Below are 26,628 nucleotides of genomic sequence, written 5' to 3'. Positions count from 1 at the left end.
TCGGTGATTTAGGACAGTTATGCTGACCTAAATAAAGTGGGCTGCTGGAAAAGCCGGCTTCGGGAGGTCGCATGCCGCTGGATACGTTTCTCGCCCTCGTTCTCTTCGCCTTCACGACGTCGATCACACCGGGCCCGAACAATATGATGCTCTTCGCCTCGGGCGTGAATTTCGGCTTCCGCAGGACGATCCCGCATATGTTCGGCATCGGTGCCGGCTTCTTCTCGCTGCTCATCGGCGTTGGTTTCGGGCTCGGGGCGTTGCTGCACACGATGCCCGTGGTCTATACGGCGCTGAAGTTTGCGGGAGGCGCTTATCTCGTTTGGATTGCCTGGAAGATCGCTTCGTCGCGCTCGCTCAGCGAGGGCAAGAGCGGTGCGGCGCCGATGTCCTTCCTGTCGGCGGCGGCTTTCCAGTGGATCAATCCAAAAGCCTGGGTGATGGCGGTGACCGCGATGGCGACCTATACCAATCCCGAGCTTTACCTCGCCAGCGTGTTGATCGTCGGTCTGGCTTTCGCGGTGGTGAACGTGCCGAGCGTCTCGACCTGGGCAGGCTTCGGCTCGGCGCTCAGGGAATGGCTTTCCGATCCGGTGCGGCTGAAATGGTTCAATATCAGCATGGCCGTGCTTCTGGTGGCGAGCCTCTGGCCGATGCTAAAATAGCGCAATCGACGGTTTCGTCAGCATCAGCCAAAAAATGCCGAGAACGGCCGAGAAAGCGGGAAAGCCGAACACGAACCAGACGCGATAGAGGCTGTGGTAGCTGGGCGGCAGGGCGCTTCCCGAGCTTGCCGCCGCGCGAGCGAGGTCGCGCAGTTGGATCTGGATCCAGATGACCGGCAGCCAGAACAGGCCCGTGACGACATAGAGCAGCAGCGACAGCGCCATCCAGCCTTCCCAGAGGTCCCAACCGATCGACCGCGCCAGGAGATAGCCACTCACCGGCTGGAGAAGAGCAGCGGTCGCCGTGAAGATCGTGTCGGCGATGACGACAGTCGCGGCTACATGGGCGATCAAGGCGGGATCGCGCGTGCGGTGCGCCATCACCATGAAAAAGGCGATGCCGGCACCGGTGCCGAACAGAACGGTCGCGCCGATCACATGGGCAAGCAGCAGCCATTGCTCAAGCATCAGCGTTCATCCAGGGTGGCAAGGGCCGTGAGCGTCAGCAGGATCGACGGTAGCACCTTGACGAGGGGGCCGAGCGGATCGAGCCAGAGGGCGGGTTCGAGAAGTGTGCCGCCTGTGAGATAGGCCAATGAGACGGCCAGCATGCCGAGGAGGGCGCGTCTGGCGAGCGGGCGGACAAGGACGGCGCCGCCGAGCGCGATATCGATGAGGCAGGTGACAAGCGTCAGCGCCGTTGCGCCCGCCTCGGGCATGAAGGGCAGGAAATGCGCGGAGGCCTTCGGCACCACCAGCAGCGGGATCAGGCCGGAGAGCAGCCAGAAAGCCGACAGGCCCGATATGACGAGTGGCTTCAGCAGATAGAGCCTGGCGAACCAGAGATCCTGTACGCCGGAAGGATTGGCCGCGAGCGTTGCCGCGGCGGATGTCGCGGCAAGGCCGCTCTCCCCCTTCGCGCTTTTAACGCCTTCCGACATGACGGTCATCGCCGTCGAGCGCAGCGGCGAACGCCAGCCGAGCAGGCCCGCGACATCGGCGAGCCAAGTTACCGGCCTTGCAATCCAGGGGGCGAGAGCGATCACGCTTGCGGGCGGCAGGCCCAGCCATTGCCGGTGCAGGCGCACGAGATCGGCAAGCGTCAGCACCTCGTCGGCGGCAGGAACGATATCCCCACGCAGATCGCCTGAAACCGCCCGCGAAACGGCTTCCGCCACATCGTCCACGGAAAGCGTTTCGACCGGGCTTTCGGCGTGGACGAGCGGCAGCGCCAGGGGAAAGGCGGCAAGCGCCCGGATGAGCGATGAACCGCCATGGGCATTGCGGCCGAGAACGAGGGCAGGGCGCAGGATGAGGTGAGGTAGGCCGCTTGCCGCCAGCGCCTCGTCGGCTCGCCGCTTGGTGGCGAGGAAAGGCAGATCGCCGGCGGCGCCCGCCGTCCTTGCCGATATCTGCACGATCAGAGGACGCGAGCGTTTTGCGGCGGCATAGAGCGCCAGCATTGCATCTGCCTGCGTGGCCACCAGATCATCGGAAAGACCGTCCTGCAGCGCGCCGGCGCAATTGACGACGACATGCTGATCCTTCAGGAGATCCTCCCAGTCCTCGGGTTTCGTCATGCGGGACAGATCGGCCCGCCGCCAGTTTATCGCAGGCTGCCTCAAACGCGCCCGCACGGGATTGCGGCCGAGCCCGGTCACGGCATGCCCATCGGTGGCGAGCCGGGCCGCGACGACGGAGCCTATGAAGCCGGTTGCACCGAGAATCAGGATGTTCATGGCGGGAGATTAGCGGAAAAGTTTGATTGGGATAGAAGGGCTTGGCGGCGTTGTGGTGTATGGTAGAAAGAAGGGAGACGGTTTTACCGACCTGCTTTGAATTGGGGCGAGAGGTTGCCACGACTCCGCTTCTCCCCGGCGGGAGAAGATGCCGGCAGGCAGATGAGGGGGGAGCGGCGAGCCGCGAATGCACGGAGCGCAAGCGAAGGGCAAATCATGAAGGGCGTGCCGTGCAGCCCCCCTCATCCGACCCTTCGGGCCACCTTCTCCCCGCTGGGGAGAAGAGGAGGAGCGTGCCGCGCGCATTGAGGAAACAGGGCGGCCGATCGCCGTTCCGGGAGGATATTGCCTTGCACGACGACCACAATGACGATCACGACCATCACCACGATCATGCCCACGACAACCATTACTCCGACATGCAGGCGCGCGTCAAAGCGCTGGAGACGCTGCTGACGGAGAAGGGTTTGATCGATCCGGCGGCGATTGATGCGATTGTCGAGACTTACGAGACGAAGGTGGGGCCGAGGAACGGCGCGCATGTCGTGGCCAAAGCATGGAACAATCCCGAATTCGCGGACTGGCTGAGGCGCGATGCGACGGCGGCGATAGCGAGCCTTGGTTATACCGGCCGGCAGGGCGAGCATATGCGCGCCGTCTTCAACACGGCCGATACCCACAACCTCATCGTCTGCACGCTCTGTTCCTGTTATCCCTGGTCAGTGCTCGGCCTGCCGCCGGTCTGGTACAAGGCGCCGGCCTATCGTTCACGGGCGGTGATTGATCCGCGCGGCGTGCTTGCCGAATTCGGCCTGACCCTGCCGGTGAACAAGAAGATCCGCGTCTGGGATTCGACGGCGGAGCTGCGTTATCTCGTGATTCCGGAGCGGCCGGCGGGCACGGAAGGCATGGATGAGGCCGCACTTGCCGGCCTCGTTAGCCGAGACGCGATGATCGGCACGGCCATTGCAGGCAGCTCGAAGATTTCAGCTGCCGGCAGCCAGGAGGCTCTGCCATGAACGGACCGCACGATCTCGGCGGACAGATGGGCTTCGGGCCTGTCGCGCCTGAAAAGGATGAGCCCTGTTTCCATGCCGACTGGGAAAAGCGGGCGCTCGGCATCACGCTTTCCTGCGGCGCCTTTGGTGCATGGACGATCGATGAAAGCCGGCATGCGCGCGAGAATATCCCGCCGGCCGATTATCTCGCTGCCAGCTACTACGAGATCTGGATCCGCGGCGTCGAGACGCTGCTTGCGCGGCACGGCTTTGCGACGCGCGAGGAGCTGCTGTCCGGCCACAAGCTGCAGGATGGGGCTGCGCCGAAGCGGGTGCTGAAAGCGGAGATGGTGGCTGATGTACTGGCAAAGGGCGGGCCTTGCGATCGTCCCGTCGAAACCGCGCCGCGCTTTGCGGTCGGTGAGGCGGTGAGGACGAGGAATTTCAATCCGCCGACCCATACGCGGCTGCCGCGCTATGCGCGTGCCAAGATGGGCGTCGTCGAAGCGGTGCAGGGCTCCTTCGTCTTTCCCGACGACAATGCGCATGGCCGAGGCGAGAATCCGCAATGGCTCTACACTGTCGTCTTCGACGGCGGCGAGATTTGGGGCGAGGGGGCGGATCCGTCGCTGACGGTCTCTATCGATGCGTGGGAGAGCTATCTTGAGCGTTTGTGAGATGCCCTCGGAGCTCAGCCAATCGCTCGGTCTGCCGAAATCTCCGGAAGGCGGGCCGGTCTTTCCCGAGCCTTGGGCCGCCGAAGCCTTCGCCATGACCGTGCATCTGCATGAGAACGGGATATTTGCCTGGCGCGAATGGGCCGAGCTCCTGTCTCGGGAACTTCATAAGCCCGGCCGCGCCGAAGACGGCAGCGATTATTTCGACTGCTGGGTGGCGACGCTTTCCGAATTGCTTATCAGCCGCGGCATAGCGGATGCATCTGCCATTCTCGACCTGCAGAAGAGCTGGCAGCGGGCAGCCGAAGCAACGCCGCATGGGCAACCGATCGAGCTCGCCAACGATCCGTACCGCTGACCCTCAAGAAGGAAACTGCCGATAGCATTCCTCGGCCACGCCACGTAGGGTCTCACGCGAGACTTCGCCGGTGACGGCGTAACCGAGTTCGCCGTCGACCCAGTAGAAGGTTTCGAGATTGCCCGACGAGGCGAAGCGGAAGCTCGTCGTGCGGTTTTCCCTGTTGCGGCCAACAATGACCGTCAGGCGTTCGCCGGCTTGGTTCTCGTACATGAACATGGCGCCCGGCCTGCCGTCGACCGGCAGCAGTCGACCGCCGACCAGCTTGAAGCCGAGCGACTGCAGGTCAGGGATCTTCAAATTTTCGACCGCCAGCCGCTTTCCGAGCCAAGTGGCGAGATGAGCCTCCTCGTCGGCGAAGACCTCGACGGGGTGGCGCACCTCTGCGGCATAGACGGTGAAGGCGGTCTCGGCCTGTTTTGGCAGGGTCTCGGAGCCGGCAAGCTGCAGGTCCGGCTTCTGAAGAAGCGCGGGGCCATAATGGCCGCTGACCGTGCCGAGCGCGAAGACGAGCAGGGCCGCGGCGGCGGCCATCCAGCGCTTCGGCGCGGAGGAGGTCGCGCGTGGCGGGGTGACGAGCTGGGGATCGGTGTCCTTCGCCTTCTCATAGCCTGCAAACAGCGTCTTGATGCCGGTATTCTGCGCCTGCCATTCGGCGACCAACGCCGCTTCGTCGGGATTGTCGGCAAGGAAGGCCTCGACGCGGGCGCGGGCCGTTTCCGCCAGCTGGCCGTCGGCATAGGCATGGAGATCGGCTTCGGTGACGATCGGGTTGGTCTCGTTCATTTCGGTCTCCAAAGCGTAATGACGTTATCGGCCTTCAGCCGCTCGGCGATGCGCTGGCGGGCGCGCGACAGCCGGGACATGACGGTGCCGATCGGAATCTCGAGCGCGGCGGCGACCTCGCTGTAGCTGTATCCCTCGATGACAACGAGCATCAGCACGGCGCGGTGCTCTTCCGAGAGACTGTTCAGCGCATCGTCGAGCCGGGCGCGCTCCAGCGGATCGGCCGGCGGTTCGGGAGCGGCCACGTCTTGTGCGGCGTCGAGCTCGACCAGGCCGTCGCGCGCCTTGCCGCGCCGGCCGTTTCGATAGAGATTGGTCATGATGGTCAGGACCCAGCCGCGCAGATTGAGGCCGCGCCATTGGCCGCGGCGCGCCAGGACCTTCTCGACACAGTCCTGGAGCAAGTCCTCGCCGTCGACATCCGAGCGCGTCAGGCTGCGCGAATAGCGCCTGAGCGAGGGCAGGAGGGCCAGGATCTGGCCCTCGAACGTTTCAGGTGCGGGTGTCTTCACGCCAGCTCTCTTGGGATCAAGGTTTGGCGACATCCCAATTGCCGCCGACACCGTCGCCGGTGATGTCGCCAGCCTTCTTGTCCTTCACCCAGTAATAAAGCGGCATACCGTCCTTGGCCCATTGCTTCTTGCCATCCTTACGCTCGATGATCGAATATGCGCCATCGGCCTTGGCATCGGAAGCGGCCATCAGCGGCGGCCAGTTCTTGGCACAATCGCCGTTGCAGTTGGATACGCCCTTGGCGTCTTTCTTGAAGGTGTAGAGGGTCATGCCGTTTTCGCCGGCGAGCACCTTGCCCTTGGCGGATTCGACTTCCTTGACGGGAGGGGCGGCGAAAGCAGCGGTCGCGGCAAGGGCGGCTGCCGTCGCGACGGACAGGAATTTCACGGATGTCATAATGTCTCTCCTCAGGTTGGGCACGCAATGCTGCGATACCTGAGATGAGACACGCGACGAGGCAATTTTATTCCGGCTGAGCGAAAGTTTTCGCGGAGAATGGCGGGTTGCAGTGAGGCACACCGATCAGCCCTCATGTGAGGAGGCCCGAGGGCCGTCTCGAACCACGAGGGCGGGTGGCCGGCTCGATTACTTGCCGGATGCAGATATTGCTGCGGCCAGCGCGGGTGGCCAGCCCCGTGGATGTCTTCGCTGTCATCGCAGTCATTTACATCAAAGCGATTTGCGGATAGCATATATCCTTAATGTGGTTCACAGAACCAGCCATTACGAGTTGCTGAATGATCTTGAAAAGCCAGGTCGAGTGGGCGCTGCATTGCTGCGCCATTCTCGCGGGCCTGCCCGAGGGCAGGTATCTCTCCACCAAGGCGCTCGCCGAGCTTCATGGTCTGCCGAAGGAATATCTCTCCAAGGCGCTGCAAAGCCTTTCACAAGCCTCGCTCGTCGATACCACGCTCGGCCCGAGCGGCGGCTACAGGCTTGCGAAATCCCCGTCCGAGATCAACTTCCTTGATATTGTCGAGGCGGTGGAGGGAAAGGCGCGCAGCTTCACCTGTACGAATATCCGGGAGAACAATCCGTGCCGGCCGGCAGGCTATTGCGACAGCAAGCCTTGCGCGGTTGCGCGCGTCATGTGGGAAGCCGACGAGGCTTGGCGAAACACGCTGAGGGCCGTGCGGCTCTCCGATCTCGTCGGCACCTTGTCCGAGGAGGTACCGGCCGACATCTGGCAAGGCACGTTCCAATGGGTCCTCCAGCGCGCCGGCTGATCATGCCCTGAAGATGGTTCTGATGGTCTTCAGGATTGCGTGCGCGTTGCGTGCTTGTTCCGGGGGCAGGTTAACGCCGTCGCGGAAGCGTTCGGCGCGGCCGGCGAGGGCTTCGGCGATCTCTTCGGCCAGGGCTGGGCGTTCGCTAAGCAGCGGGGCGAAGGCCGCCTGACCGATTTCATAGATCGTCACTGGGGTCAGGGCCTCCAAGGTGCAGACTTCCTGCATGCCGGCGAGCAGGCCGGTCTCGCCGAAGAAATCACCTGGCGCAAACCGTCCGCGCTCTTCGCCTTCGCGACGCGCCACGATGATACCGGCGCGCACCATCATCAGCGAGGGCAGCATTTCGCTCTCCCGCACGATCACATCGCCTTTGCGGAACTGCCGGACAGTCGTGGTCTCGGCGAGCTTCTGCCTCTCATCTGATGTCAGTGTTGCAAAGACGGGAATGGCTTCGATCAGCGCAAGCGGCGTGACGGTCGGCGGCTTGGCGTTTTCTTCCGTCGGCAGATCGGCGGTCAGCACCTGGGCTGCGGGTGGAACGGCCAAAAGCAGGCCGGCGGATTTGCAATGGCGATAGACGAGATCGAGCACCTCATTTCGCCCTGTCACGCGCTGACTGAGGCTCGTCACCCGGAACTGCAGCTCGACTTCGAGCGCGGTGGCGTCCAACCCCTTCAATGCGACGACCGGTGGCGGCTCGCGCACGATCGAATTGCAGCTCGTGAGCGCCGAGAGCATGACCTGGCGGATCGATGCCGGCATCCGGGTCGGGGCGATACGGATGGTCAGGATCAGAAGATGGGTCTCGTCCGGCCGGCTGACATTGGTCAGGCCGAGTTTCGCCAGGAAGCTGTTGGGCAGGACGACGACATTGTTGGCGCCGGTCAGGATGTGCGTCGCGCGCCAGTTGCTTTCGACGACGCGTCCTTCCGTGCCGTCGCTCAAGAGTATCCAGTCGCCGAGGACATAGGGCCGGCCGAGCGTCAGCGCGATGCCGGAAAAGACGTCGGCGAGCGTGTTCTGCAGCGCCAAACCCAGAATGATGGCGACCACGCCTGATGTCGCGACGAGGGTTCCGATCGGCACGCCGAAGACGAAGGCGAGGATCGAGAGCGCCATGCCGATATAGACGATGCCGATGACGAGATCCTGGAGCAGGCGGGCCTCACGCGGGCTTCCCTCCAGCACCAGATAAAGCCTGATGAAACCAATGACGGCCCATGCCAGGTGGATCCACCAGAGCGACTTGGCGAGGATGACGAGCAAGGCCTGCGGGTCTTCGGACTGATATCCCTGAAAGCGATGGGGCTCGATGCCGCTGCCGGCGAGGATCAGCGTCATCACCGCAAAGAAGAGGATCTGCACCACCAGCCGCGTGGTCGGCCGCTGACTGGAGAGGAAGTACCAGACGAGGATGCCGGCAAAGCCGACGACGATGAGGGATATCAGCGGCTTGCCGAACAGCGCGTCGTAGATCATCTCTCTGTCTCCGGAAGGGGCGGGCGGCACATGATTTAGCATGTCGGCCACCCGCGCAAGCATCGGCGTGCGCGGGCGATCAAGGATCGACCATCAGTTCTGCAGCGGGAAGGTCAGCTCTTTCTGCTTGGTGTCGACGACGAAGACGGCGAGCAGGCGGGCGGGCTTGATCTCGCTGCCATTGGCGCTGACGCCGTGGCGGTCGCCCGGCATTTCCGAGAAGCTTTCTCCGGCCTGATAGACCTTGACCGGGCCGTCATTGACCTGGCTGCGGATCGATCCCTCGAGCACGGTGGCGTAGATGAAGGCCGAGTCCGGGTGGGTATGGCCTTCGGAGAAGCCGCCGGGGCCGTATTCGACCAGCACGCCCTTGATGCTCTTGCCGGGTACGTTCGGCAGCTCGTGCTCATAGACGAGCGTCACCTTGGCAGATTTGCTGCTGTCTCGGGCGGAAGCTCCGGTGGCTGCCAGAAAGGCGAGCGCGGCGGCGATGATTGATGCTCTGATCATGGCAATCTCCTTTGTTGCTGGGGTGGAGAGGACGCGCCCGAGTGGCCGCGTCCTGAGGCAAACCAATCACTTCGACTCGGCTGATTTGGCAAACCACTCTTCGAAGGTGATCGAACCGAGCCGCGGATTGTCGTCGGAGATGAGCGACTGATCGTTCAGCCTTGCGCCGAAATATCGCGCCTCGGCGTCGGCCTCGACGGTGCGCGGGTCCTTCATCGCCTTTAGATAGCGGGCGACGAGGTCGCTGAGGCGAGCGCGTTCGGGACCCGATATCTCGATCGTCTTGTTGGCCGGGGTGGAGAGCGCCACGTCGGCCATGGCGTCGGCGACGTCATCGGAGGCGATCGGCTGCACATAGGCCGGCGACAGGCGGACCGTCTGGCCGACCGTGCCGGATTGGGCGATGCCATTCAGGAATTCCATGAACTGCGTCGAATGCACGATGGTGTAGGGAATACCCGAGGCCCTGATCAGCTTTTCCTGGGCGAGCTTGCCGCGGAAATAGCCGCTTTCCTGCAGGCGCTCGGTGCCGACGACCGAAAGCGCGATATGATGCTTGACGCCGGCGGCCTTTTCGGCGGCGAGAAGATTGCGTCCCGAGGTCTCGAAGAATTCGAGCACGGCCTTGTCCTCGAAGGAGGGCGAATTGGCAAGGTCGAGTACGACCTCTGCGCCGGCAAGCGCTTCCGCCAGCCCTTCCCCGGTGATCGTGTTGACGCCGGAGTTCGGCGAGGCGGCAATCACCTCATGGCCGCGCTTGCGCAGGCGTTCGACAGTTTTCGAACCGATGAGGCCGGTTCCGCCGATGACGACGATTTTCATAACGGATCTCCCTTCGCTGTCGCGGCGCGGCAGCGTCAAATTTAATCTTCTCAATGAATTGCAGGGGTTAGTTCAGGCCAGCCTTGTCGAGGCCGTAGGCCTTGTCGGCCGTGCCCGGTACGGTCTTGAAGCCGACATTGACGCGGTTCCAAGCATTGATAGCCATGACCACGAAGGTCAGGTCGGAGATTTCCTTTTCGGAAAGCTGGCCGCGAACCCGCTCGTAGATCTCGTCGGGAACGCCGCCCTCCGGCAGCTTCGTCAGGGCTTCGGTCCATGCCAGTGCCGCGCGCTCACGGGGAATGAACAAGTTCGATTCCCGCCAGATGGCGACGTGATAGATTCTGAGCTCGCTCTCGCCATGGATCTTTGCCTGTTTCACATGCATGTCGAGGCAAAAGCCGCATCCGTTGATCTGCGAAGCCCGGATTTCGACCAAGGCCTGCAGTTTCTCGTCGATCACGCTGCTGCGGAGCGCCATGCTGAATTCCATGAATTTCTTGAAAAGCTCGGGGGACTGCTGGGCATAGTTCAATCGCTGGGTCATGTCGTCCTCCTCTAATTAAGGACAGTTATTATCCTTATGGATAAAAGATATCCTTAATTGCTGGACTGTAAAGCCATTCTCGCTTAGTCTGGCGGCATAAAGCCTATGCGCAAAAGTATGAGGGGGCTGTCATGGATATCGTTTCGGCATTACGGACCTTTCAGCGCGTGGTAGAGACGGGATCGTTTTCGGCGGCAGCACACGATCTCGACGTGACTCAGCCGGCGGTTTCACGCCAGGTCGCAGCCCTCGAAAGCCATTTCAACATGCGCCTCTTGCATCGCACGACAAGCGGCCTGTCGCTGACGGCCGAAGGCGAGCGAATGATGCCGATGGCGCTGAGGATTCTCGACGCGGTGGAAGAGCTCGGCGATGCCGCCGGGTCGGATGGAGCGATCGCTTCGGGGAAGGTCAGGCTGAGCGTTCCGGCACCACTCGGCCTTTATCTCAGCGAGCGGCTGGGCGATCTTCTCGCTGCCCATCCCAAGCTCTCAGTCGAACTGCTCTTCAGGGAGCAAAGCTCCGACATGATTGAGGAGCGCCTGGACCTTGAAGTGCGCCTGGGTCCGGTCGCCGATAGCAGCCTCGTCTGCCGCCGGATTGGCTGGACGACAGCCTTCCTCGTCGCGTCTCCCGCTTATCTCGAGCGAAGGGCTCCTCCGCGCGTACCGAAGGACATCAAGGATCATGAATGTCTCTGTTACAACAGGGCGGGCGCGGCCAATACCTGGTCATTTTCGAACGGCTCGGAAGACATATCGGTAAGGATCTCGCCGCGGCTGACGGCCTGCAACGCCGTCGCCATCCACAGGGCAGCCCTTGCCGGGGCGGGCCTTGCGGTGCTCTCCCACATCATCGCCAAACCCGATATAGCCGTCGGCCGGCTGATCCCGGTGATGAAGGATTTTCAGCCGAGCCGGCTGCCGGTCACCGTCGTCTATCCCTCGCGACGCAACATGGCGCTGCGCGTCAAGACGGTTCTGGATTTTCTGATCGATGCGATGGGGCAGGACCCGTCGATGTGCGGCGGCGTGGATCGGGGCTGGGACGGGTGAGTGCAAGGGTCTGCCGCCATCGGCCACGCAGTATCAGTTTCCGCCTTGCCTAAGTCAGGCGAATCCTGCCAAGTCGTCTGATCATGCAATTTGCGCCGCAACAAGATGAAGCCCTGAAGGCTGTTTCGAAATGGCTGAACGAAGGGCGCTCGCCGCTCTTTCGCCTGTTCGGCTATGCCGGAACGGGCAAGACGACGCTTGCCCGGCATTTCGCCGAGAATGTCGACGGCGACGTGCTGTTTGCCGCCTTCACCGGCAAGGCCGCGCAGGTGCTGCGCTCGCGCGGCGCCTCCAACGCCAAGACCATTCATTCGCTGATCTATCGCCCGCGCGGCGAGGAAGCGGTGGAGGACGAGGAAACCGGCAAGACCTCGATCGCGCCGATGTTTTCGATCAACCGGCAGAGCCCGGTCGCGAAAGCGGCGCTGATCATCGTCGACGAATGCTCGATGGTGGACGAGGCGCTCGGCAAGGACCTGATGAGCTTTGGCACGCCGATCCTGGTGCTCGGCGATCCCGGCCAGCTGCCGCCGGTTTCGGGCGGCGGTTACTTCACCAACCAGGACCCGGATTATCTGCTCACCGATATTCACCGGCAGGCGCGCGACAATCCGATCATCAAGCTCGCCATGCAGGTGCGCGAGGGCAATGAGATCATGTATGGCGACTACGGCACGGCCAAGGTGATCTCGAAGAACGAGGTGACGCAGCAGCTCGTGCTCGATGCCGACCAGGTGCTCGTCGGCACCAACCGGACAAGGCGGCGCTACAATCAGCGTCTGCGCGAATTGAAGGGCTTCAGCGCCGATTATCCGCAGACCGGCGACAAGCTCGTCTGTCTTCGGAACGATCCGGCCAAGGGCCTGCTCAACGGCTCGCTGTGGCAGGTGATGACCTCGTCCAAGGAAACGACGAAGCCCGGCATCAATCTCCTCGTCCGCCCGGAGGACGACGACATGGATCGCGGGGCGGCGAAGATCAAGCTGCTCAAGCAGGCCTTCGAGGATGTCGAAGGCGAAATCCCCTGGAACACCCGCAAGCGTTACGACGAGTTCGACTATGGTTATGCCCTGACCGTTCACAAGGCGCAGGGCTCGCAATGGAACGACGTCGTGCTCTTCGACGAGAGCTGGGCCTTTCGCGACACGCGGGAACGCTGGCTCTACACCGCGATCACACGCGCGGCGGAGACGCTGACGATCGTGCGCTGATCCCGATCGCGTCGCGATCCCGATCAAGTGGAAGGGGCGGTGCGGCCGTCGGGGCGTTGTCCGTGCGTCAAGCCTGCACGATGCCGAGCAGGACGGCTTTGGCGATCGCCTGAAAACGGTTGTTGGCGCGGAATTTCAGGATGATTCCAGCTTCGAGATCCCTGGTTTCGTCATGCCTCAGGTCGAGCGCCCGAGCGATGCGCTGGGTGGAATAGCCCTCTGCCATCAATTCCAGGCAACGCAGTTCCTGCTCGGTCAGGCTGGAACTGTCCTGATTGTCGTTGAGCGGCTGCGTCTCCATGCCGTCGTCGAAATCCAGTAGATCGCCGACCTGCTGGAGTTGGCGGTGCAGCGTCGACATTTCGGCCGTCAGCTCGCGCTTGCGCACCTGCAAGGCCTCGCGAAACATCGCCTCGGCCGATTCCTGCGAATCGGCTTTGCGAAGCTCGTCCATCAATTCCTGGATAACCGCGATCGGCATGCCCGTTTCGCGGCAGACGGTGATGACAGCCATGCGCATCACGTCGTCCTGGCCATAGACCCGCATCAGGCCGATGCGATTGGCCGAGATCAATCCCTTTTCTTCGTAGAAATGCAGCGTCCTGTGCGTAACGCCGAATGCGTTGGCCATATCGGCGATAGGCACCGGACCTTCCGGTAGATCCGGCGGCAGCGCGGCAGAAGGCAGGAACCGGTATTTCGACCGGGCCTCCGAAGCGATACCGGCGGCAGCAAACAGGCGTTTGGAACCGTCTGGCATGAACCCTCCTAGGGCATCTTGTTGCACCTCATGCGGATTTGCCAGTTGCTTCCCGGTCGCGGCGAGTGGGGTTTCCTCTGAGCGTCTTACATGGGGAAAGAAGCAGTACGCGGCCTACGTTTACGCGACACAATGTCCACGTTATGCGTGAACGATCTTTTTTATAAGTGCTAAAAATAATCTCTTTTAAATGGGATAGCAACGCGACGGTGTGTTTTGCAGGCTTTGCGCGAAGGTTCTAGCAAAACACGCACTGCGCCCGCCGGGTACGTCCCTCACGACTGTACTGCCGATCCATCAATGATCGGCGTCGCATTCATCTGCGATTCTCGTTGGCCATCGCCGGGCACTTGGCTTAAAAGCGGGGCCTCCCGTTTCCGAGATGGATAATCCGCCATGCCAGCCAAGCTCTCCGTGAACCTCAACGCCATCGCCATGCTGCGCAACCGGCGCGATCTCCCCTGGCCGAGCGTCGAAGCCCTCGGCCGAATCGCCCTTGCCGCTGGCGCCAGCGGCCTGACGGTGCATCCGCGCCCCGACCAGCGCCATATAAGATTTTCCGACTTACCCGTCATCCGCAACCTGATCGACGACGAATTCCCAAAGGCCGAGTTCAACATCGAGGGTTATCCCACAGAGGAATTCCTCGAACTCTGTGCCGGCGCCGCACCCGAGCAGGTGACGCTGGTGCCCGACGACCCGTCGCAGGCGACCTCCGATCACGGCTGGGACTTCCGCAAACACCAGGCGTTCCTCACCGACGTCGTCGCGCGGCTGAAAAAGATGGGATGCCGGGTCTCACTCTTTGCCGACGGCGACGGCGATGCGGAAGCGGTCAAGATCGCCAAGGCGGTCGGCGCCGACCGGATCGAACTCTATACCGGCCCCTATGGCGGCTGCTACGACGCGCCCGAGCGGGCGGCTCCCATCCTCGAAGCGCTGAGAAAGACCGCAGACGCTGCACTGGCGATCGGTCTTGACGTCAATGCCGGGCATGATCTGACCGTCGCAAACCTGCCTGATCTGGTGAAGCGCATTCCCGATCTTGCCGAAGTTTCTATCGGCCATGGGCTGACCGCCGATGCGCTGGAATATGGCATGGCGGAAACGGTGCGGCGGTTTTGCAGGGCTTGTGGGCAGAAAGTTTGAGGAAGGTCGTTGCCGTTAGCGCCTTGAGGGGGATCGAGTCACGACGTTCTGGCGGTGAGACGCACGGTGCATATAGAGTCTGCCGCGCCCCAAGGACTTGGGCGCACTGGATTCCTGTGCTTGTCACAGGAACCCAGCCACGGCGCGTCTGCCCCGCGAGTGACTCATTTGCGGCAATGAGTTTTTCTCATTCAAAGCCTTATCCCTGCGGCAAGCGCAGGGATGAGCCAAGTGCTCAATGGCCCCCAGCGCTGCCGGCGGCCGTCAATGCAGCCTTATGCGCCACGAAGAAATCCTTCAGCGGCTGCGGCTGTTTACCCGTCAGCTTGGTGAAGTCTTCGGTCACGATCTCGAATTTGCCAGCGCGGATGTTGGCGTCGGCGGAGACCAGCATGTCGGCGATGAAGCCGGGGAGGCCGGCCCCGCGGATGCCCTGGCCGAGCTGTTCGTCATTGACGTCGACCACGTCGAGCGGCTTGCCGGCGGCCTCGGAGACGGTGGCGGCGACCTGCCGGTTGGTCAGCAGTTCAGTGCCGGTCAGCGTATAGGTGGCGCTTTCGGAAGTGCCGGAGGCGAGGGCGGCTGCGATCGCCAGGGCGCAGTCGTCGCGCGCAATGGTCGAGATCTTGCCGTCGCCCGTGCCGCTGTACCATTTGCCGCCCTGCAGGTTGTGCGGCATCCCGTGCAAGTAATTGTCGTGGTACCAGGCGTTGCGGATGATCGTATAGGCGATGCCGCTTGTCTTGACGGCGTTTTCGCTGCCGAGGTGATCGGGCGCGAAGATGACGAGCGAATCGTCCGGGGCCGGCATCGAGGTATAGGCGATGTGCTTGACGCCTGCCTTGACGGCAGCAGCGACGGCGGCCTTGTGCTGGCTGAGGCGCTTGCCGGGGGTATCGAGCGCGTCGGTGCTGATGATCAGCAGCCGGTCGACGCCGGCGAAGGCCTTCTCCAGGCTGGCCGCATCATCGAAATCAGCCTTGCGGGTGACGACGCCCTTGTTTGCCAGCCCAGCGAGCTTTTCCGGGCTACGCGTCGCCGCGACAATCCTGGTGGGGGCGACCTTATAGGTCTCGATGAGATGGTGGATGACACGCTGGCCGAGCTGTCCGGCGGCGCCGGTGACCAGGATGGTTTCGCTCATACGTCATTTCCTTCTGCGTTTTGACGTTGGTCTCAAAAAGAGACTAACACTAGAATAGGAATTGACTTCGCGGTGTAAAGGAGGCAGTTTTTCGGCTGTACGTTACCAAAAGGGAACCAGCAGATGAGCGGCGAGGTCCTGAGTCTGAAGAGCAGGATGCCGGGAATGCGGCGCGAGATCGATCTCGCCGGTCTCGATTTTTCCAACTGCCCGGTCAGGGACATGATGCAGCATATCGGCGGCAAATGGTCGACGCTACTGCTTGAGGTGCTGGCGGCTCGGCCTTGCCGGTTCGGCGAGTTGCGGCGGATGCTCCCCGATATCTCGCAGCGCATGCTGACGCAGACGCTGCGCGACCTGCAGAGGGACGGTTATGTCCATCGGGAAGTCTTCCCGACCAAGCCGCCGAGCGTCGAATATTCGATGACCGATCTCGGCCGTTCGCTCTACCAGCCGCTGTCGCAGCTCTTGAATTGGGCGGAAGCGAACCACGAAGCAGTTCGTGACGCCCGCTTCCGTTTCGATTCTGCAGAGAGCTAGGCTTTGTTGCCGCGCCCTTCCGTCAGGAACAGCAGGAAGGCCAGTGCCGGGAAGGCGAAGCCGATCCAGGCCGTCATCGTCCAGCCGCCGGTCGCATAGGCCCAGCCGCCGAGCGCCGAGCCGAGCGCGCCGCCGGCAAAGAAGGTGGCCATGAAGAGGCCGTTCAGCCGGCTGCGGTGTTCCGGATTCAAGCCGTAAATGGCGCGCTGGCCGCAGACGAGATTGGTCGTCACACCGAAATCCAGCGTGATCGCCGCCACGGTCAGAAGGATCAGGGCGGTGAGCGAGCCATCGCTTGCGAAATTGCTGATCAGGAAGGAGGCCATGCCGAGCAGCATGGCGAAGGTCGAGGCGATCCTGGTCATGCCGCGGTCGGCAAGCCGGCCAGCGATCGGCGAGGCGAGAGCACCGGCCGCTCCGGCAAGTGCGAAGAGGGCGATGCCGTTCTGCGTCAGGCCGAAGGCCGGGCTTGCGAGCAGCAGCGGCGTCGTCGTCCAGAAAAGGCTGAAGGCGCCGAACATGCCGGCCTGGTAAAGGGCGCGGCGCTGCAGCACGCGCGAGGTCAGCGCCAGATGAGCCATGGAGGCAAGAAGTTCGCCATAGGAGAGTTTCGTCTTCGGCATACGGACCGGCAGGTTGGCGCGGAGCACGATGGCGAGCACGAGCATCAGTGCTGCCGTGACGTAATAGACCATGTGCCAGGAGGAGGCCTCGGCAACGAAGCTCGCGAAGGGCCGCGCCAGCATGATGCCGCAGAGCAGGCCGCTCATGACATTGCCGACGACCTGGCCGCGTGTGGCATCCGGCGCCATGTTGGCGGCAAAGGGAACCAACACCTGAACGGCGACCGAGGCGAGGCCGATGGAGAGCGAGGCGGTGAGGAACATCGCAGGCGTCGTCGACAGTGCGGCACCGATCAGCGCCACGGCAGAGACGGCGATTAGCAGCAGCACCAGCCGGCGGTTTTCCGTGAGGTCGCCGAGCGGCACGATCAGCAGCAGGCCGAGGCCGTAGCCGATCTGCGTCAGCGTGACGATCAGGCCGGTTGCGGCGGGGGAGAAGCCGAGATCGGCGCTGATCGGGCCGGCAAGCGGCTGGCCGTAATAGAGATTGGCGGCCACCAGCCCACAGGCGGCGGCAAAAAGGAAGGTGAGCCAGGGGGACAGCGCTTCTGGAATGACCTTGTCCGGCGTGGTGGCTGAAATGCTCATCAGAAACTCCGGTATTCAAAGATTATGAGAATTAAATGCAAGAATGCTGGCTGCGGCCACCCGATCCTTGACCGGATGCCGCTGTTTCGATCGTCCGGGCGCACCCGTTCAGGTCACGAGCTTCATCGCCGCTTCGGCTGCGGCGACCATCTCCTGCCTGCTGCGTCCTGTTTTGCCGATGACGCGCAAGCCCTTGGTAAAGCAGAGAAAGGCGAGGGCAGCGGCATCAGGGTCCACCCTCTTCGGGATGGTGCCGTCGGCGTGGCCGATGCGGATGAGATCGGCCATCAGCTTCTCGTCGGCGGCAAAGGCAGTGACGACATGGGCGGCAGTTTCATCGTCGAGCAAGGCGAAGTCATTGGCGCCGCCGACGATGAGACAGCCTTTGCGGCCGGCCTCGCCATGCGAGAGCTCCGTATAATACATCACCATCTGAAAGACCTTTTCGCGGCCAGTTTCGGCCGACGCGATCATTGCTTCCAGGCGCCGCCGGCCGCGCTTGCGATAGCGGGCAAAGGCGGCAACGAAGATGCCGCGCTTGTCCTTGAACGCCTTGTAGATGCTGCCCGAGGCAAGGCCCATCGCCTCGGCCAGCTCGCTGATCGAGGTGGCGTGGTAGCCGCGCTCGGAAAACATCCGCAGGGCCGCATCGAGGGCTGCGTCCATATCGAATTCGCGCGGACGGCCGCGGCTGCGGGTTTTTTGGTCTGTTGTGAGGTCGGCAACGGTCATGGCTCCTAATTAGGGAATGGTCGTTTCCAAATCAAGCAGAATTTCTGCGATGCAGCAAATTCAGAGATCGAGTACCCAGGTCTGGCCATTCGCCTCGGGGCCGAACTTCTTATGTCTCTCCTCGGAGACAAGGCGGAAGCCTGCTTTGATGTAGATGCCGCGGGCCGCCTCCAGCATGTCATTGGTCCAGAGCGAAAGCTGGCGATAGCCCTTCTGTTTGGCAAAGCGGATGCATTCGTCGACCAGCAGCTTGCCGAGCCCGAGGCCGCGGGCTGATTTGTCGACATAGAGCAGGCGCAGTTTGGCGATGCCATCGCCGCCATTGGTGACGAGGACCGAGCCGACATTGACGGCGCCGCGCTCGGCGATCCAGCAATATTCCTTCTCGGGATCGAAATTGGCGAGGAACTTTCCGGCGACTTCGGCGGCCAGCGCCTCGAAGCGCAGGTCCCAGCCATATTCCTCGGTATAGAAGCGGCTCTGGCTTTCGACGATCCAGCCGATATCGCCGGCGCGATGGGCGCGGATGATCGCCGGCGCGGGTTTCGCGGCCGGGTCTAGCAGGGCGCGGATCGTGTTCATGGCCGAGACGACCGCCTGCGGCTCGCCGGTTGCGAGCGTGGCGAAACGGGCGGCGATCTGCGCGTTGGCGCGCCGTCCGAGTTCTTCGAACTCTTCTCGTCCCCGGTCAGTGACAATGATGATCTGGCTGCGCAGATCGGCCGGGTCGGGGCTGGTCTCGATCAGCCTCTCGGCGCGGAAACGCTTGAGGATGCGGCTGAGATAGGCCGGGTCGAGATGAAGGTCGCGGGCGAGTGCGGTGGCACTGACGCCTGCATGTGAGCCGATTTCGAAGAGGATGCGGGCGTCCGTCAGTGTGTAGGACGAATCGAGATAGGCCTTGTTCAGGAGGCCGAGGAAATTCGTGTAGAAGCGGTTGAAGTCGCGGGCGGTTTCGATGAGGGCGATGTCGGACATGGTGATCTCCAGGGGGAGATCTCGCAATTTGCTGACAAGGCCCGCTCCTCGCTCGCCGTCATCGGCCTTGTGCCGAGGATCTGCTGCCCTATCGACCGGAAGCAGATGCTCGGGACAAGCCCGAGCATGACGAAAGAAGGGTTGGCCGACTGTGTCAACACACTGACAAAAGTCTCCGTATGAAGACCCTTGTCATGCATTTGGTTGACTGAGTCAACTAAATTGTCGGCGGCGTTACGCGGCTTCCTCTTCCGCCTCTTCCTCGGCGCCTAGAGCGAATTCCACCGCTGCCCGGGCATGGATCGCCGTCGTGTCGAAGCCCTGCAGCGGCAGGCGATCGGGATCGAGGATCAGGCAGATCTCGGTGCAGCCGAGGATAATGCTGTCGGCGCCGTTTTCCATGGCGCGGTCGATGATATCGATCAGTTTCTCACGCGAGCGGTCGTGCACCCAGCCGGCGCAGAGCTCGTTGAAAATGATGTCGTGCACGGTGGTACGGTCGGCGGCGTTGGGCACCATGATGTCGAGGCCGAGGTTCTTCATGCGGTCGGCGTAGAAGCGGTGCTCCATCGTGTAGCGGGTGGCGAGCAGCAGCGGGCGCTTGCGGCCGGCGGCATGCAGCGATTTCGCCGTCTCGTCGATGATGTGGATCAGCGGCACGGAAATCCTTGCCGCGACCTCCTCGGCGATCAGGTGCATGGTGTTGGTGCAGATGAGGACGCAGCCGGCGCCGCCAGCCTGAAGGCGTTCGGCAACATCGCCGAGGCGGCGGGTGGCGCCAGCCCAGTCGCCGGCCTTCTGAAGAGCGACGATCTCTTCGAAATTGACCGAGTGCAGGATGAGCTCGGCCGAGGCGAGGCCGCCCTTGCGGGCGCGCACCATCTCGTTGACAAGGCGATAATAGACCGCCGAACTTTCGAAACTCATGCCGCCGATCAGGCCGATCGTTTCCATCTCTTTATGCTCCCATGCTTCGAGTTTCGAAAATCATGCCGTATTTCCGGCGCGGCATGTTTGCGTTATTTGTTCTTCGCGCGAGATTTGTGCCACTATTTTGCGTGGTGTGGTAAGATTGCGCAAGTTCAAGGCGCAGAGTTGACTTCACGCACATGCTGGACGATCGCGACAGACGTATTCTCGACATGCTGCAGAAGGATGCTGGCATATCCGTGACCGATCTGGCCGAACGCGTGTCGCTATCGGTCTCGGCCTGTTCGCGGCGCATCCAGCGACTGGAGGAGACCGGCTATATCGCCAGGCGCATCGTCGTGCTCGACCGCGAAAGGATGGGCGTGCCGACGACGGTTTTCGCGCTGGTCAAGACGGCCCATCATTCGGACGAGTGGACGGAGAGTTTTCGCAGGATCATCAGCGATATTCCCGAGATCGTCGAGGCGCACCGGTTGACCGGCAACCACGATTACATTCTGAAGATCGTGCTGCCGCGCGTCGAGCATTACGATGTCATCTACAAGCAGATCGTGCGCAAGCTGGAACTCTTCGACGTCTCGGCTTCGATCTCGATGGAAGAGTTGAAACATGGAATGGCGATACCCGTGGGTTACGTCCGATGAACAGTCATGTGCCGAGGCATGGCAGTATGAACGACGGAGATATTCGTCGCTTTTTCATGCTGGGGGAAAACTTCTCTGATCCGGGCGCCCAACACGATTGCACGCGGAGCCGACAATCTCCAGCGCCGGCGATAGCGATTCATTTGTCTCGCTACGGAACGTTTTTCGACATATTGCGTTCACCTTTAGTTCAGGAGGAGGGGAGGATATTTCCTCCAGTTGGAGGATAGAGGAGAACAGTCATGAGAAAGCTAACCGTCGCCGCGTTATGCTTGATCATAGGTGCCCCTGGCATCACGCCCGCTCAGGCGTTTCCGGCTATGAACCCACCCAAGATCGAGGCACAGCAGCAGCAGATAGAGCAAGTACGATGGCGTGGCCGAGGCGGACATCATCGACGAGATAACTTGGGCTGGGCCTTAGGCGGTCTAGCCGTCGGCACCATCATCGGCAGCGCATTGTCACAGCCCTATTACGGCTCGCCTTACCGCTATTACGGGTCGCCTTACGGCTATTACGACTCACCCTACCGCTATTACGGCTCGCCTTACCGGTATTATGGCTCGCCTTACCGATATTATGGGCCGCCTTACCGCTACTATGGCCGGTATTATGCTCCGCCCTATCGGAACTATGCATCGACCGTCTATTATGGGCGGGGCGGCAGCCATGTGAGCTGGTGCTACGCGCGTTATCGTTCATACAGGGCTTTCGATAATACCTTCCAGCCCTATTATGGACCCCGTCGCCAGTGCATCGGTCCCTATTGATTGGCGCTTGCGCATCGGCGCTGTGAACTGGTTCTAGGCCGATCGACGTCATGATCTGTTCGGACGGCCTGTCTGTATCGAACATCAGCAGAGGCCAGTCTGGGCAGCAATAACTCCGCGTGATTTCCGCTCCGCAAACTTCGCGGGCTTGGTCGACTGCGATCGGTGCAGGGGAGGCATTCCAAAACGGCAGTTGCAACCTTTGCGCCGAAGCCCACATTGGCTTTCAGCAAAATGGCGCAGAAGGGGCAGGGCATGAGCGATCATCACGTCGTCGTTGTCGGCGGCGGTTTCGGCGGGCTGCAGCTCGTCAACGGATTGAAGGGCGCAGGCGTGAAGATCACGCTCGTCGACCGGCGCAACCATCATCTCTTCCAGCCGCTGCTTTATCAGGTGGCGACCACCATTCTCTCCACTTCGGAAATCGCCTGGCCGATCCGCCGCCTCTATGCCGACCGGCCCGACGTGACGGTGCTGCTCGGCGAGGCCACCGATGTCGACAGCGGCGCGAAGACGGTTTCGTTACGCAACGGCATGACTCTGGGTTACGACACGCTGGTGCTGGCGACAGGGGCGACGCATGCCTATTTCGGCCGTGACGAATGGGAGCCGGTGGCGCCCGGCCTGAAGACGTTGGAGGATGCGACGACGATCCGCCGACGGGTGCTGCTTGCCTTCGAGAAGGCGGAGATGGAGGCCGATCCGGCCGTGCGCGATGCGCTGCTGACCTTCACCATCGTCGGCGCCGGGCCGACCGGCGTCGAGCTTGCCGGCATCATCGCCGAGCTCGCGCATTTCACCCTGCCGGACGAATTCCGCAACATCGATACGCGCAAGACCCGCGTCGTGCTGGTCGAGGCCGGCCCGCGTGTGCTGCCGACCTTCGCCGAGGAGCTTTCGGCCTATGCGCAAAAGGCGCTGGAGAAACTCGGGGTCGAGGTCCTCCTCGGCAAGCCGGTGACGGAGTGCGGCGCCGACGGCGTGCAGATCGGCGAGACCTTCGTCCCGAGCCGGACGATCGTCTGGGCCGCCGGCGTCACAGCTTCGCCGGCAGCTCGCTGGCTCGGCGTGCCGGCCGACCGGGCAGGGCGTGTAGTCGTCGAAAAGGATCTGAGCGCGCCCGGCCTGCCCGATGTCTTCGTCATCGGCGACACCGCCTCGGTGATGCGCGAGGACGGCAAGCCGGTGCCGGGTATCGCACCCGCAGCAAAGCAGCAGGGCGCTTATGTCGCCAAGGTCATCCGCGCGCGTCTTTCGGGTAAGCCGGCGCCGGCGCCCTTCCGTTACCGGCACCAGGGGAGTCTCGCGACGATCGGCCAGAGTGCGGCGATCATCGATTTCGGCCGGATCAAGCTGAAAGGCTGGATCGCTTGGTGGATTTGGGGCCTCGCCCATATCTACTTCCTGATCGGCACCCGCTCGCGCTTCTCCGTCGCCTGGAGCTGGCTGTGGATTTATCTGAGCGGCCAGCACAGCGCCCGGCTGATCACGCAGCGGGAAACGATGCGGGAGGAGGGGTAGGCTGCTGGCGTGTTGAGCGTCCAGCAGCAATTGCCGGGGCTGACCAGCGGGGCGGGGACCGTGGAAACCGCTTTTGATCACTACGCCCCGATGACTGGGCCGCCACGCCTGCGCCGGCATTCGGGGCCTGATCCGTTCAACGGGGTGGAGTATCTGCTGCGGTTGCGGGGCGTGCCTATTTAAGAAGAATCCCCGTTTGGAGATGGTTGGCGGCGTATAGTGTGAGCAGATGTAGAGCAATCTGCTCGCCAAAGGCCTTTGCTTCGAATAATTATAGATCAGTGGTCCGGAAGAAAGCGTGCGAGATCTCTGCTTGACGAGCGACGTGATTGTACAAGGAAAACACCGTTTCTGGATGCTCGATCTTTTGCGGGGAGCATCCGCAATACTCGTGCTCGTCTATCATTCCAGCAACAAGTTTCCCGTCGCTTATGCTGCCGTCGATCTTTTCTTCATGTTAAGCGGTTTCGTCTTGGCCGAAAGATACGGCGAGAGCCTGTTGCAGACAGGTGGCCGCCGAGACTTCATTCATCACCGTATCGCGCGATTGTATCCCGTCTACCTGGTATGCACATTGTTAGGCGCCATTTCGGTTATCCCATTGATTGGTCATCTGGAAAGCTGGAGCGTCAGCGCTTTTGTCGCGTCATCCGTCACCAGCCTGCTGATCCTTCCAGCTCCGTCGGACACCGTTCTTGGCATTCTGCCCTTCAACGGCCCGGCGTGGTCATTGTTCTTCGAAGTCGTGGCCAACGCAGTCTTCCTGTTCACCGGGGCTCGCTTCCGGGTGGCCGTTTCAGCCGTTGTGCTATCGACGCCGGCATTCATTGTGGCTTTGTGGCACTTTCGGTACCCGCCGGGCTCCGTTTGGGGCGATATCGTCGGAGGCTTTCCCCGGGTGCTGGCATCTTTCTATGGCGGAGTGCTTATCAGTTGTTTGTGGCGGCAAGGCTTCCGCATCGGGCTTCCTGCGTGGCCCGGCTGGATTTTGGTGGCCGCTCTTGTGGTGCTTTATTCGGGATTCATCCTCACCGAGCGAAAATACTATCTGCTCCTGATATTCGTCGCTCACCCGGTCATCATCTGGTTTGGCTTGGGTCTCGAAAGAAACGCCCTATTCGAACGCATAGCCACCTGGATGGGCGAGATATCCTACCCGCTCTACCTTGTGCACGTCCCGCTGCTTATTCTTCTCGCAACTTACGGGGTGGGCGATTGTTATGCTTTGCGCAATTATCTGGGGCTCGGAAATACCTCCTGGGGCGGCGAATGCCACCGAGACGCAGTTTCCTTGGTCGTATTCCTTTTGCCGCTGTCATTGCTGATGGCGCACTTGATCGCCATCTCGATACAGTCCCCAGTCCGAAAATTGTGGCTTCGTTGGAGGCCTATCTAGCCGTCCAGACTTGATGTTACACTTCGAGACGGCCGGTCGCAGGTGGTCCGCGCCGGTTAGACAGCGGCCCCCGAAGGAGCCGCCTTCAATTTCCTCACGCCGCCAGCGAAGCAATGTCGATGACGAAGCGGTAGCGGACGTCGCTTTTCAGGACGCGTTCATAGGCTTCGTTGACCTGGTCGATGTTGATTTTCTCGATCTCGGAGACGATGTTGTGCTTGCCGCAGAAATCCAGCATTTCCTGGGTTTCCTTGATCGAGCCGATCATCGAGCCGGAGATGCTCTTGCGGCCTGGGATGATCGAGAAGGCATGCACCGGGATCGGATTTTCCGGAGCGCCGACGACCACGAAGGAGCCGTCCACCTTCAGGAGGCCGAGATAGGCGTTCCAATCGATCTCGGCGCTGACGGTGCAGATGATCAGGTCGAACGTGCCGGCGAGCTTGGTGAAGGTTTCCGAGTCGTTGGTGGCGTAATATTCCCTGGCGCCGAGCTTCAAACCGTCTTCCTTCTTGGAAAGGCTCTGGGAGAGAACGGTGATATCGGCGCCCATGGCCGAGCCCAGCTTGACGCCCATGTGGCCGAGGCCGCCCATGCCGACGATCGCGACCTTCTTGCCGGGGCCGGCATTCCAGTGGCGCAGCGGCGAATAGAGCGTGATGCCGGCGCAGAGCAGCGGCGCGGAGGCGTCGAGCGGCAGGTTGTCGGGAATGGACATGACATAGCCTTCCTTGACGACGATCGAGTCGGAATAGCCGCCCTGCGTCCTCGTCTTGCCGTCGGCTTCGAAGTCATTGTAGGTGCCGCTGAGACCCGGCATGTACTGTTCGCGGTCGAGGTCGCGCTCGGCGCAGCCGATGCAGGAATCGACGAAGCAGCCGACGCCGACGCGGTCGCCGACCCTGAACTTGGTGACGGCCGAACCGACGGCCGAGACGATGCCGGCGATCTCATGGCCGGGCACGATCGGATAAACGGCGTTCTTCCATTCGTTGCGGACGGTGTGGATGTCCGAATGGCAGATACCGGCAAACTTGATGTCGATGACGACGTCATCCGGGTTCGGGTTGCGGCGCTCGAAGGTGAAAGGGGTCAGCGGCTTGGAAGCGTCGGTGGCAGCGTAGCCTCTTGCAATAGGCATGGGAACCTTCCTTTTCGTTTATGGGAGGGGTTGAGCGGGATGGCGGACTATTGCCCGGAACGGCGGGAGAGGGTTAGAGCAATCCTCTCAGCTTTTTGCACGATCCTGCAAAAGTGAGGCGCCTATCTGTTTGCGAAACTGCCAAGGCACTCTAGATAGGAGCGGTATCGACGGCGTCGGACAATCGACAGAAAGAGTTGCCGCATGACCTTGCCCTTCAGCCCCTATCAGGAAATCGTCGACATCGCGATGCGCTTTGCACCTGGCGACGGTGAGTTCGCGACTGCCATCGGCAATCTTCATGTCAGCCGCCGCTCCAAACCGAGCGATCCCTTACACAGCAGCTACCGCCCGTGTTTCGCCTTCGTGCTGCAGGGGGCGAAAAGCCTGCAGCTCGGCACGGAGCAGATCAGCTACGGGACCGGCGACTATCTCCTGACCTCGCTCGACCTGCCGGTCGCCTGGCGGGTCACGGAAGCGAGCCCCGAGGTGCCGCATCTCTGTCTCGCGCTGGCAATCGATTCCGAGAAACTGCTGGAGTTGCTCAGCCGCATCGACGTTCCGCGGCCGGCTGCCCATACCGACGGGCAGCGCGGGATGGTGGTGAACGTCGCGCCGCCGGAGCTGATGGATGCCGCCGTCCGCCTGCTGCGCTTGCTCGATCGTCCAGGCGACATTCCCGCCATGGCGCCGCTGATCGAGCAGGAAATCCTTTATCGGGTGCTGACTGGGCCGCACGGCGCGCGGCTGATCAACATCGCCACAGCTGACAGCCACAGCAACCGGATCGCACGCGCCGTTGCCTGGCTGAAGGAGAATTTTGCGCGGCCGCTGCGCATCGAGACCCTTGCCGAACGCGTCAATATGAGCGTGTCGTCCTTCCATCATCATTTCAAGTCGGTGACGGCGATGACGCCCGTCCAATATCAAAAGCAGCTTCGCCTGCACGAGGCGCGCCGGCTGATGCTCGTCGAGCGTCTCGATGCCGGCACGGCCGGCCACCGGGTCGGCTATCAGAGCCCGTCGCAGTTCAGCCGCGAATACAGCCGCCTTTACGGCGCTTCGCCGGCCCGCGATGTCGACGGCGTGCGCGAGATCATCGCGGCGGAATAGCGCTAGGGAC

At 62.0% G+C, this 26,628-nt stretch carries 30 protein-coding genes; 14 read left to right on the top strand and 16 right to left on the bottom strand.

Features of this window, described 5'->3' with window-relative positions; translation table 11 throughout:
• Positions 1-71: 71 nt before the first annotated feature.
• A complete protein-coding gene (locus Tal182_RS15440) occupies positions 72-665 on the top strand; it encodes a LysE family translocator (RefSeq protein WP_085860003.1) in 594 nt (197 codons plus the stop codon).
• On the opposite strand, the gene Tal182_RS15435 is transcribed toward Tal182_RS15440, so the two are convergent.
• Both Tal182_RS15435 and Tal182_RS15430 read right to left on the bottom strand, forming a co-directional pair.
• Positions 657-1,133, bottom strand: a complete 477-nt coding sequence (locus Tal182_RS15435) for a DUF2269 domain-containing protein (RefSeq protein ID WP_085860002.1) — start codon at positions 1,131-1,133, stop codon at positions 657-659. The two genes, Tal182_RS15440 and Tal182_RS15435, sit on opposite strands and share 9 nt — an antisense overlap.
• Positions 1,133-2,404 carry an SDR family oxidoreductase gene (locus Tal182_RS15430; RefSeq protein WP_085860001.1) on the bottom strand — a complete coding sequence of 424 codons (1,272 nt, stop codon included), beginning with the start codon at positions 2,402-2,404 and terminating at the stop codon, positions 1,133-1,135. The genes Tal182_RS15435 and Tal182_RS15430 overlap by 1 nt, the downstream gene beginning before the upstream one ends.
• Before the next feature lie 350 nt (positions 2,405-2,754).
• Between Tal182_RS15430 and nthA the strand changes: the two genes are divergently transcribed.
• The 3 genes from nthA to Tal182_RS15415 are packed head-to-tail and all read left to right on the top strand — an operon-like array spanning position 2,755 to position 4,437.
• Positions 2,755-3,423, top strand: a complete 669-nt coding sequence (gene nthA / locus Tal182_RS15425) for a nitrile hydratase subunit alpha (protein ID WP_170965880.1) — start codon at positions 2,755-2,757, stop codon at positions 3,421-3,423.
• Complete coding sequence (nthB, locus tag Tal182_RS15420) at positions 3,420-4,079, top strand: nitrile hydratase subunit beta (protein WP_085860000.1); 660 nt, start codon at positions 3,420-3,422, stop codon at positions 4,077-4,079. Before nthA ends, nthB begins: the two co-directional genes overlap by 4 nt.
• Positions 4,066-4,437, top strand: a complete 372-nt coding sequence (locus tag Tal182_RS15415; RefSeq protein WP_085859999.1) for a nitrile hydratase accessory protein — start codon at positions 4,066-4,068, stop codon at positions 4,435-4,437. Before nthB ends, Tal182_RS15415 begins: the two co-directional genes overlap by 14 nt.
• 3 nt (positions 4,438-4,440) lie before the next feature.
• Here the strand turns inward: Tal182_RS15415 and Tal182_RS15410 are convergent, their stop codons facing one another.
• Genes Tal182_RS15410 through Tal182_RS15400 form a run of 3 tightly spaced genes read right to left on the bottom strand, consistent with a single transcriptional unit; the run spans position 4,441 to position 6,132 of the window.
• Complete coding sequence (locus Tal182_RS15410) at positions 4,441-5,223, bottom strand: anti-sigma factor (protein ID WP_085859998.1); 783 nt, start codon at positions 5,221-5,223, stop codon at positions 4,441-4,443.
• Positions 5,220-5,735 carry an RNA polymerase sigma factor gene (locus Tal182_RS15405; RefSeq protein ID WP_085860960.1) on the bottom strand — a complete coding sequence of 172 codons (516 nt, stop codon included), beginning with the start codon at positions 5,733-5,735 and terminating at the stop codon, positions 5,220-5,222. The genes Tal182_RS15410 and Tal182_RS15405 overlap by 4 nt, the downstream gene beginning before the upstream one ends.
• Positions 5,736-5,751: 16 nt before the next feature.
• Positions 5,752-6,132 carry a hypothetical protein gene (locus Tal182_RS15400; RefSeq protein WP_085859997.1) on the bottom strand — a complete coding sequence of 127 codons (381 nt, stop codon included), beginning with the start codon at positions 6,130-6,132 and terminating at the stop codon, positions 5,752-5,754.
• 341 nt (positions 6,133-6,473) lie between these two features.
• On the opposite strand from Tal182_RS15400, the gene Tal182_RS15395 reads away from it, so the two are divergent.
• Positions 6,474-6,962 carry an Rrf2 family transcriptional regulator gene (locus Tal182_RS15395; protein ID WP_064803698.1) on the top strand — a complete coding sequence of 163 codons (489 nt, stop codon included), beginning with the start codon at positions 6,474-6,476 and terminating at the stop codon, positions 6,960-6,962.
• On the opposite strand, the gene Tal182_RS15390 is transcribed toward Tal182_RS15395, so the two are convergent.
• The 4 genes from Tal182_RS15390 to Tal182_RS15375 form a co-directional block, all read right to left on the bottom strand.
• Positions 6,963-8,444 (bottom strand): cyclic nucleotide-binding domain-containing protein, encoded by a 1,482-nt coding sequence (locus Tal182_RS15390; protein ID WP_085859996.1) that lies wholly within the window; start codon positions 8,442-8,444, stop codon positions 6,963-6,965.
• 93 nt (positions 8,445-8,537) lie between these two features.
• A complete protein-coding gene (locus Tal182_RS15385; protein WP_085859995.1) occupies positions 8,538-8,954 on the bottom strand; it encodes a cupin domain-containing protein in 417 nt (138 codons plus the stop codon).
• Positions 8,955-9,020: 66 nt separating this feature from the next.
• Positions 9,021-9,776: an SDR family oxidoreductase gene (locus Tal182_RS15380; protein WP_064810776.1), complete on the bottom strand. Its 756-nt coding sequence runs from the start codon at positions 9,774-9,776 to the stop codon at positions 9,021-9,023.
• 67 nt (positions 9,777-9,843) lie between these two features.
• Positions 9,844-10,323 (bottom strand): carboxymuconolactone decarboxylase family protein, encoded by a 480-nt coding sequence (locus Tal182_RS15375; protein ID WP_064682658.1) that lies wholly within the window; start codon positions 10,321-10,323, stop codon positions 9,844-9,846.
• Between the two features lie 131 nt (positions 10,324-10,454).
• Between Tal182_RS15375 and Tal182_RS15370 the strand changes: the two genes are divergently transcribed.
• Both Tal182_RS15370 and Tal182_RS15365 read left to right on the top strand, forming a co-directional pair.
• A complete protein-coding gene (locus tag Tal182_RS15370; RefSeq protein ID WP_085859994.1) occupies positions 10,455-11,378 on the top strand; it encodes a LysR family transcriptional regulator in 924 nt (307 codons plus the stop codon).
• An 83-nt stretch (positions 11,379-11,461) separates the two neighbouring features.
• The gene (locus tag Tal182_RS15365; RefSeq protein ID WP_085859993.1) at positions 11,462-12,589 is read left to right on the top strand and encodes an ATP-dependent RecD-like DNA helicase; all 1,128 of its coding nucleotides are present in this window, start codon (positions 11,462-11,464) and stop codon (positions 12,587-12,589) included.
• 67 nt (positions 12,590-12,656) lie between these two features.
• Here Tal182_RS15365 and Tal182_RS15360 read toward each other — a convergent pair whose 3' ends face one another.
• Entirely contained in the window at positions 12,657-13,349 is a 693-nt protein-coding gene (locus Tal182_RS15360) for a MerR family transcriptional regulator (protein ID WP_064803686.1), read from the bottom strand.
• 396 nt (positions 13,350-13,745) lie between these two features.
• Between Tal182_RS15360 and Tal182_RS15355 the strand changes: the two genes are divergently transcribed.
• Positions 13,746-14,498, top strand: coding sequence for a pyridoxine 5'-phosphate synthase (locus Tal182_RS15355; RefSeq protein ID WP_085859992.1), 753 nt, complete (start codon positions 13,746-13,748; stop codon positions 14,496-14,498).
• 235 nt (positions 14,499-14,733) lie between these two features.
• On the opposite strand, the gene Tal182_RS15350 is transcribed toward Tal182_RS15355, so the two are convergent.
• A complete protein-coding gene (locus Tal182_RS15350; RefSeq protein WP_085859991.1) occupies positions 14,734-15,642 on the bottom strand; it encodes an SDR family oxidoreductase in 909 nt (302 codons plus the stop codon).
• Positions 15,643-15,765: 123 nt separating this feature from the next.
• Between Tal182_RS15350 and Tal182_RS15345 the strand changes: the two genes are divergently transcribed.
• A complete protein-coding gene (locus Tal182_RS15345) occupies positions 15,766-16,182 on the top strand; it encodes a helix-turn-helix domain-containing protein (protein ID WP_085859990.1) in 417 nt (138 codons plus the stop codon).
• Here the strand turns inward: Tal182_RS15345 and Tal182_RS15340 are convergent.
• The 4 genes from Tal182_RS15340 to Tal182_RS15325 all read right to left on the bottom strand — a co-directional run bounded on the left by Tal182_RS15340 (position 16,179) and on the right by Tal182_RS15325 (position 20,057).
• The gene (locus tag Tal182_RS15340) at positions 16,179-17,393 is read right to left on the bottom strand and encodes an MFS transporter (RefSeq protein WP_085859989.1); all 1,215 of its coding nucleotides are present in this window, start codon (positions 17,391-17,393) and stop codon (positions 16,179-16,181) included. The genes Tal182_RS15345 and Tal182_RS15340 overlap by 4 nt on opposite strands.
• Before the next feature lie 108 nt (positions 17,394-17,501).
• Positions 17,502-18,125, bottom strand: coding sequence for a TetR/AcrR family transcriptional regulator (locus Tal182_RS15335; RefSeq protein WP_085859988.1), 624 nt, complete (start codon positions 18,123-18,125; stop codon positions 17,502-17,504).
• A 60-nt stretch (positions 18,126-18,185) separates the two neighbouring features.
• Positions 18,186-19,103: a helix-turn-helix domain-containing GNAT family N-acetyltransferase gene (locus tag Tal182_RS15330; RefSeq protein WP_085859987.1), complete on the bottom strand. Its 918-nt coding sequence runs from the start codon at positions 19,101-19,103 to the stop codon at positions 18,186-18,188.
• 234 nt (positions 19,104-19,337) lie between these two features.
• Positions 19,338-20,057: an aspartate/glutamate racemase family protein gene (locus Tal182_RS15325; RefSeq protein WP_085859986.1), complete on the bottom strand. Its 720-nt coding sequence runs from the start codon at positions 20,055-20,057 to the stop codon at positions 19,338-19,340.
• A gap of 155 nt (positions 20,058-20,212) precedes the next feature.
• On the opposite strand from Tal182_RS15325, the gene Tal182_RS15320 reads away from it, so the two are divergent.
• From Tal182_RS15320 to Tal182_RS15305, 4 genes are all read left to right on the top strand, one after another.
• Positions 20,213-20,677, top strand: a complete 465-nt coding sequence (locus tag Tal182_RS15320) for an Lrp/AsnC family transcriptional regulator (protein WP_085859985.1) — start codon at positions 20,213-20,215, stop codon at positions 20,675-20,677.
• A 242-nt stretch (positions 20,678-20,919) separates the two neighbouring features.
• Complete coding sequence (locus Tal182_RS15315) at positions 20,920-21,447, top strand: BA14K family protein (RefSeq protein ID WP_085859984.1); 528 nt, start codon at positions 20,920-20,922, stop codon at positions 21,445-21,447.
• A gap of 255 nt (positions 21,448-21,702) precedes the next feature.
• Positions 21,703-22,968, top strand: a complete 1,266-nt coding sequence (locus tag Tal182_RS15310) for an NAD(P)/FAD-dependent oxidoreductase (RefSeq protein ID WP_085860959.1) — start codon at positions 21,703-21,705, stop codon at positions 22,966-22,968.
• A gap of 313 nt (positions 22,969-23,281) precedes the next feature.
• Entirely contained in the window at positions 23,282-24,364 is a 1,083-nt protein-coding gene (locus tag Tal182_RS15305; protein WP_085860958.1) for an acyltransferase, read from the top strand.
• A gap of 94 nt (positions 24,365-24,458) precedes the next feature.
• On the opposite strand, the gene Tal182_RS15300 is transcribed toward Tal182_RS15305, so the two are convergent.
• Positions 24,459-25,505: an NAD(P)-dependent alcohol dehydrogenase gene (locus tag Tal182_RS15300; RefSeq protein WP_085859983.1), complete on the bottom strand. Its 1,047-nt coding sequence runs from the start codon at positions 25,503-25,505 to the stop codon at positions 24,459-24,461.
• Between the two features lie 204 nt (positions 25,506-25,709).
• Between Tal182_RS15300 and Tal182_RS15295 the strand changes: the two genes are divergently transcribed.
• Positions 25,710-26,618, top strand: a complete 909-nt coding sequence (locus Tal182_RS15295; RefSeq protein ID WP_085859982.1) for an AraC family transcriptional regulator — start codon at positions 25,710-25,712, stop codon at positions 26,616-26,618.
• Positions 26,619-26,628 lie beyond the last annotated feature (10 nt).

The sequence above is a fragment of the Rhizobium sp. TAL182 genome, from assembly GCF_002117725.1.
In the GTDB taxonomy this organism is placed as follows: Bacteria; Pseudomonadota; Alphaproteobacteria; order Rhizobiales; family Rhizobiaceae; genus Rhizobium; species Rhizobium esperanzae.
Note: the sequence above shows the minus strand (reverse complement) of the source record. Positions and strands in the feature narration are given on the sequence as shown.

What these genes read in the sequence shown, in the direction of transcription:
- Tal182_RS15400 (WP_085859997.1), bottom strand. Translation starts at nt 6,132, where the DNA reads ATGACATCCGTGAAATTCCTGTCCGTCGCGACGGCAGCCGCCCTTGCC.
- Tal182_RS15435 (WP_085860002.1), bottom strand. Translation starts at nt 1,133, where the DNA reads ATGCTTGAGCAATGGCTGCTGCTTGCCCATGTGATCGGCGCGACCGTT.
- Tal182_RS15355 (WP_085859992.1), top strand. Translation starts at nt 13,746, where the DNA reads ATGCCAGCCAAGCTCTCCGTGAACCTCAACGCCATCGCCATGCTGCGC.
- Tal182_RS15360 (WP_064803686.1), bottom strand. Translation starts at nt 13,349, where the DNA reads ATGCCAGACGGTTCCAAACGCCTGTTTGCTGCCGCCGGTATCGCTTCG.
- Tal182_RS15335 (WP_085859988.1), bottom strand. Translation starts at nt 18,125, where the DNA reads ATGACCGTTGCCGACCTCACAACAGACCAAAAAACCCGCAGCCGCGGC.
- Tal182_RS15345 (WP_085859990.1), top strand. Translation starts at nt 15,766, where the DNA reads ATGAGCGGCGAGGTCCTGAGTCTGAAGAGCAGGATGCCGGGAATGCGG.
- Tal182_RS15315 (WP_085859984.1), top strand. Translation starts at nt 20,920, where the DNA reads ATGAGAAAGCTAACCGTCGCCGCGTTATGCTTGATCATAGGTGCCCCT.
- Tal182_RS15365 (WP_085859993.1), top strand. Translation starts at nt 11,462, where the DNA reads ATGCAATTTGCGCCGCAACAAGATGAAGCCCTGAAGGCTGTTTCGAAA.
- Tal182_RS15320 (WP_085859985.1), top strand. Translation starts at nt 20,213, where the DNA reads ATGCTGGACGATCGCGACAGACGTATTCTCGACATGCTGCAGAAGGAT.
- Tal182_RS15395 (WP_064803698.1), top strand. Translation starts at nt 6,474, where the DNA reads ATGATCTTGAAAAGCCAGGTCGAGTGGGCGCTGCATTGCTGCGCCATT.
- Tal182_RS15430 (WP_085860001.1), bottom strand. Translation starts at nt 2,404, where the DNA reads ATGAACATCCTGATTCTCGGTGCAACCGGCTTCATAGGCTCCGTCGTC.
- Tal182_RS15370 (WP_085859994.1), top strand. Translation starts at nt 10,455, where the DNA reads ATGGATATCGTTTCGGCATTACGGACCTTTCAGCGCGTGGTAGAGACG.
- Tal182_RS15440 (WP_085860003.1), top strand. Translation starts at nt 72, where the DNA reads ATGCCGCTGGATACGTTTCTCGCCCTCGTTCTCTTCGCCTTCACGACG.
- Tal182_RS15410 (WP_085859998.1), bottom strand. Translation starts at nt 5,223, where the DNA reads ATGAACGAGACCAACCCGATCGTCACCGAAGCCGATCTCCATGCCTAT.
- Tal182_RS15390 (WP_085859996.1), bottom strand. Translation starts at nt 8,444, where the DNA reads ATGATCTACGACGCGCTGTTCGGCAAGCCGCTGATATCCCTCATCGTC.
- Tal182_RS15330 (WP_085859987.1), bottom strand. Translation starts at nt 19,103, where the DNA reads ATGTCCGACATCGCCCTCATCGAAACCGCCCGCGACTTCAACCGCTTC.
- Tal182_RS15375 (WP_064682658.1), bottom strand. Translation starts at nt 10,323, where the DNA reads ATGACCCAGCGATTGAACTATGCCCAGCAGTCCCCCGAGCTTTTCAAG.
- Tal182_RS15295 (WP_085859982.1), top strand. Translation starts at nt 25,710, where the DNA reads ATGACCTTGCCCTTCAGCCCCTATCAGGAAATCGTCGACATCGCGATG.
- Tal182_RS15350 (WP_085859991.1), bottom strand. Translation starts at nt 15,642, where the DNA reads ATGAGCGAAACCATCCTGGTCACCGGCGCCGCCGGACAGCTCGGCCAG.
- Tal182_RS15385 (WP_085859995.1), bottom strand. Translation starts at nt 8,954, where the DNA reads ATGATCAGAGCATCAATCATCGCCGCCGCGCTCGCCTTTCTGGCAGCC.
- Tal182_RS15310 (WP_085860959.1), top strand. Translation starts at nt 21,703, where the DNA reads ATGAGCGATCATCACGTCGTCGTTGTCGGCGGCGGTTTCGGCGGGCTG.
- Tal182_RS15340 (WP_085859989.1), bottom strand. Translation starts at nt 17,393, where the DNA reads ATGAGCATTTCAGCCACCACGCCGGACAAGGTCATTCCAGAAGCGCTG.
- nthB (WP_085860000.1), top strand. Translation starts at nt 3,420, where the DNA reads ATGAACGGACCGCACGATCTCGGCGGACAGATGGGCTTCGGGCCTGTC.
- Tal182_RS15325 (WP_085859986.1), bottom strand. Translation starts at nt 20,057, where the DNA reads ATGGAAACGATCGGCCTGATCGGCGGCATGAGTTTCGAAAGTTCGGCG.
- Tal182_RS15300 (WP_085859983.1), bottom strand. Translation starts at nt 25,505, where the DNA reads ATGCCTATTGCAAGAGGCTACGCTGCCACCGACGCTTCCAAGCCGCTG.
- Tal182_RS15380 (WP_064810776.1), bottom strand. Translation starts at nt 9,776, where the DNA reads ATGAAAATCGTCGTCATCGGCGGAACCGGCCTCATCGGTTCGAAAACT.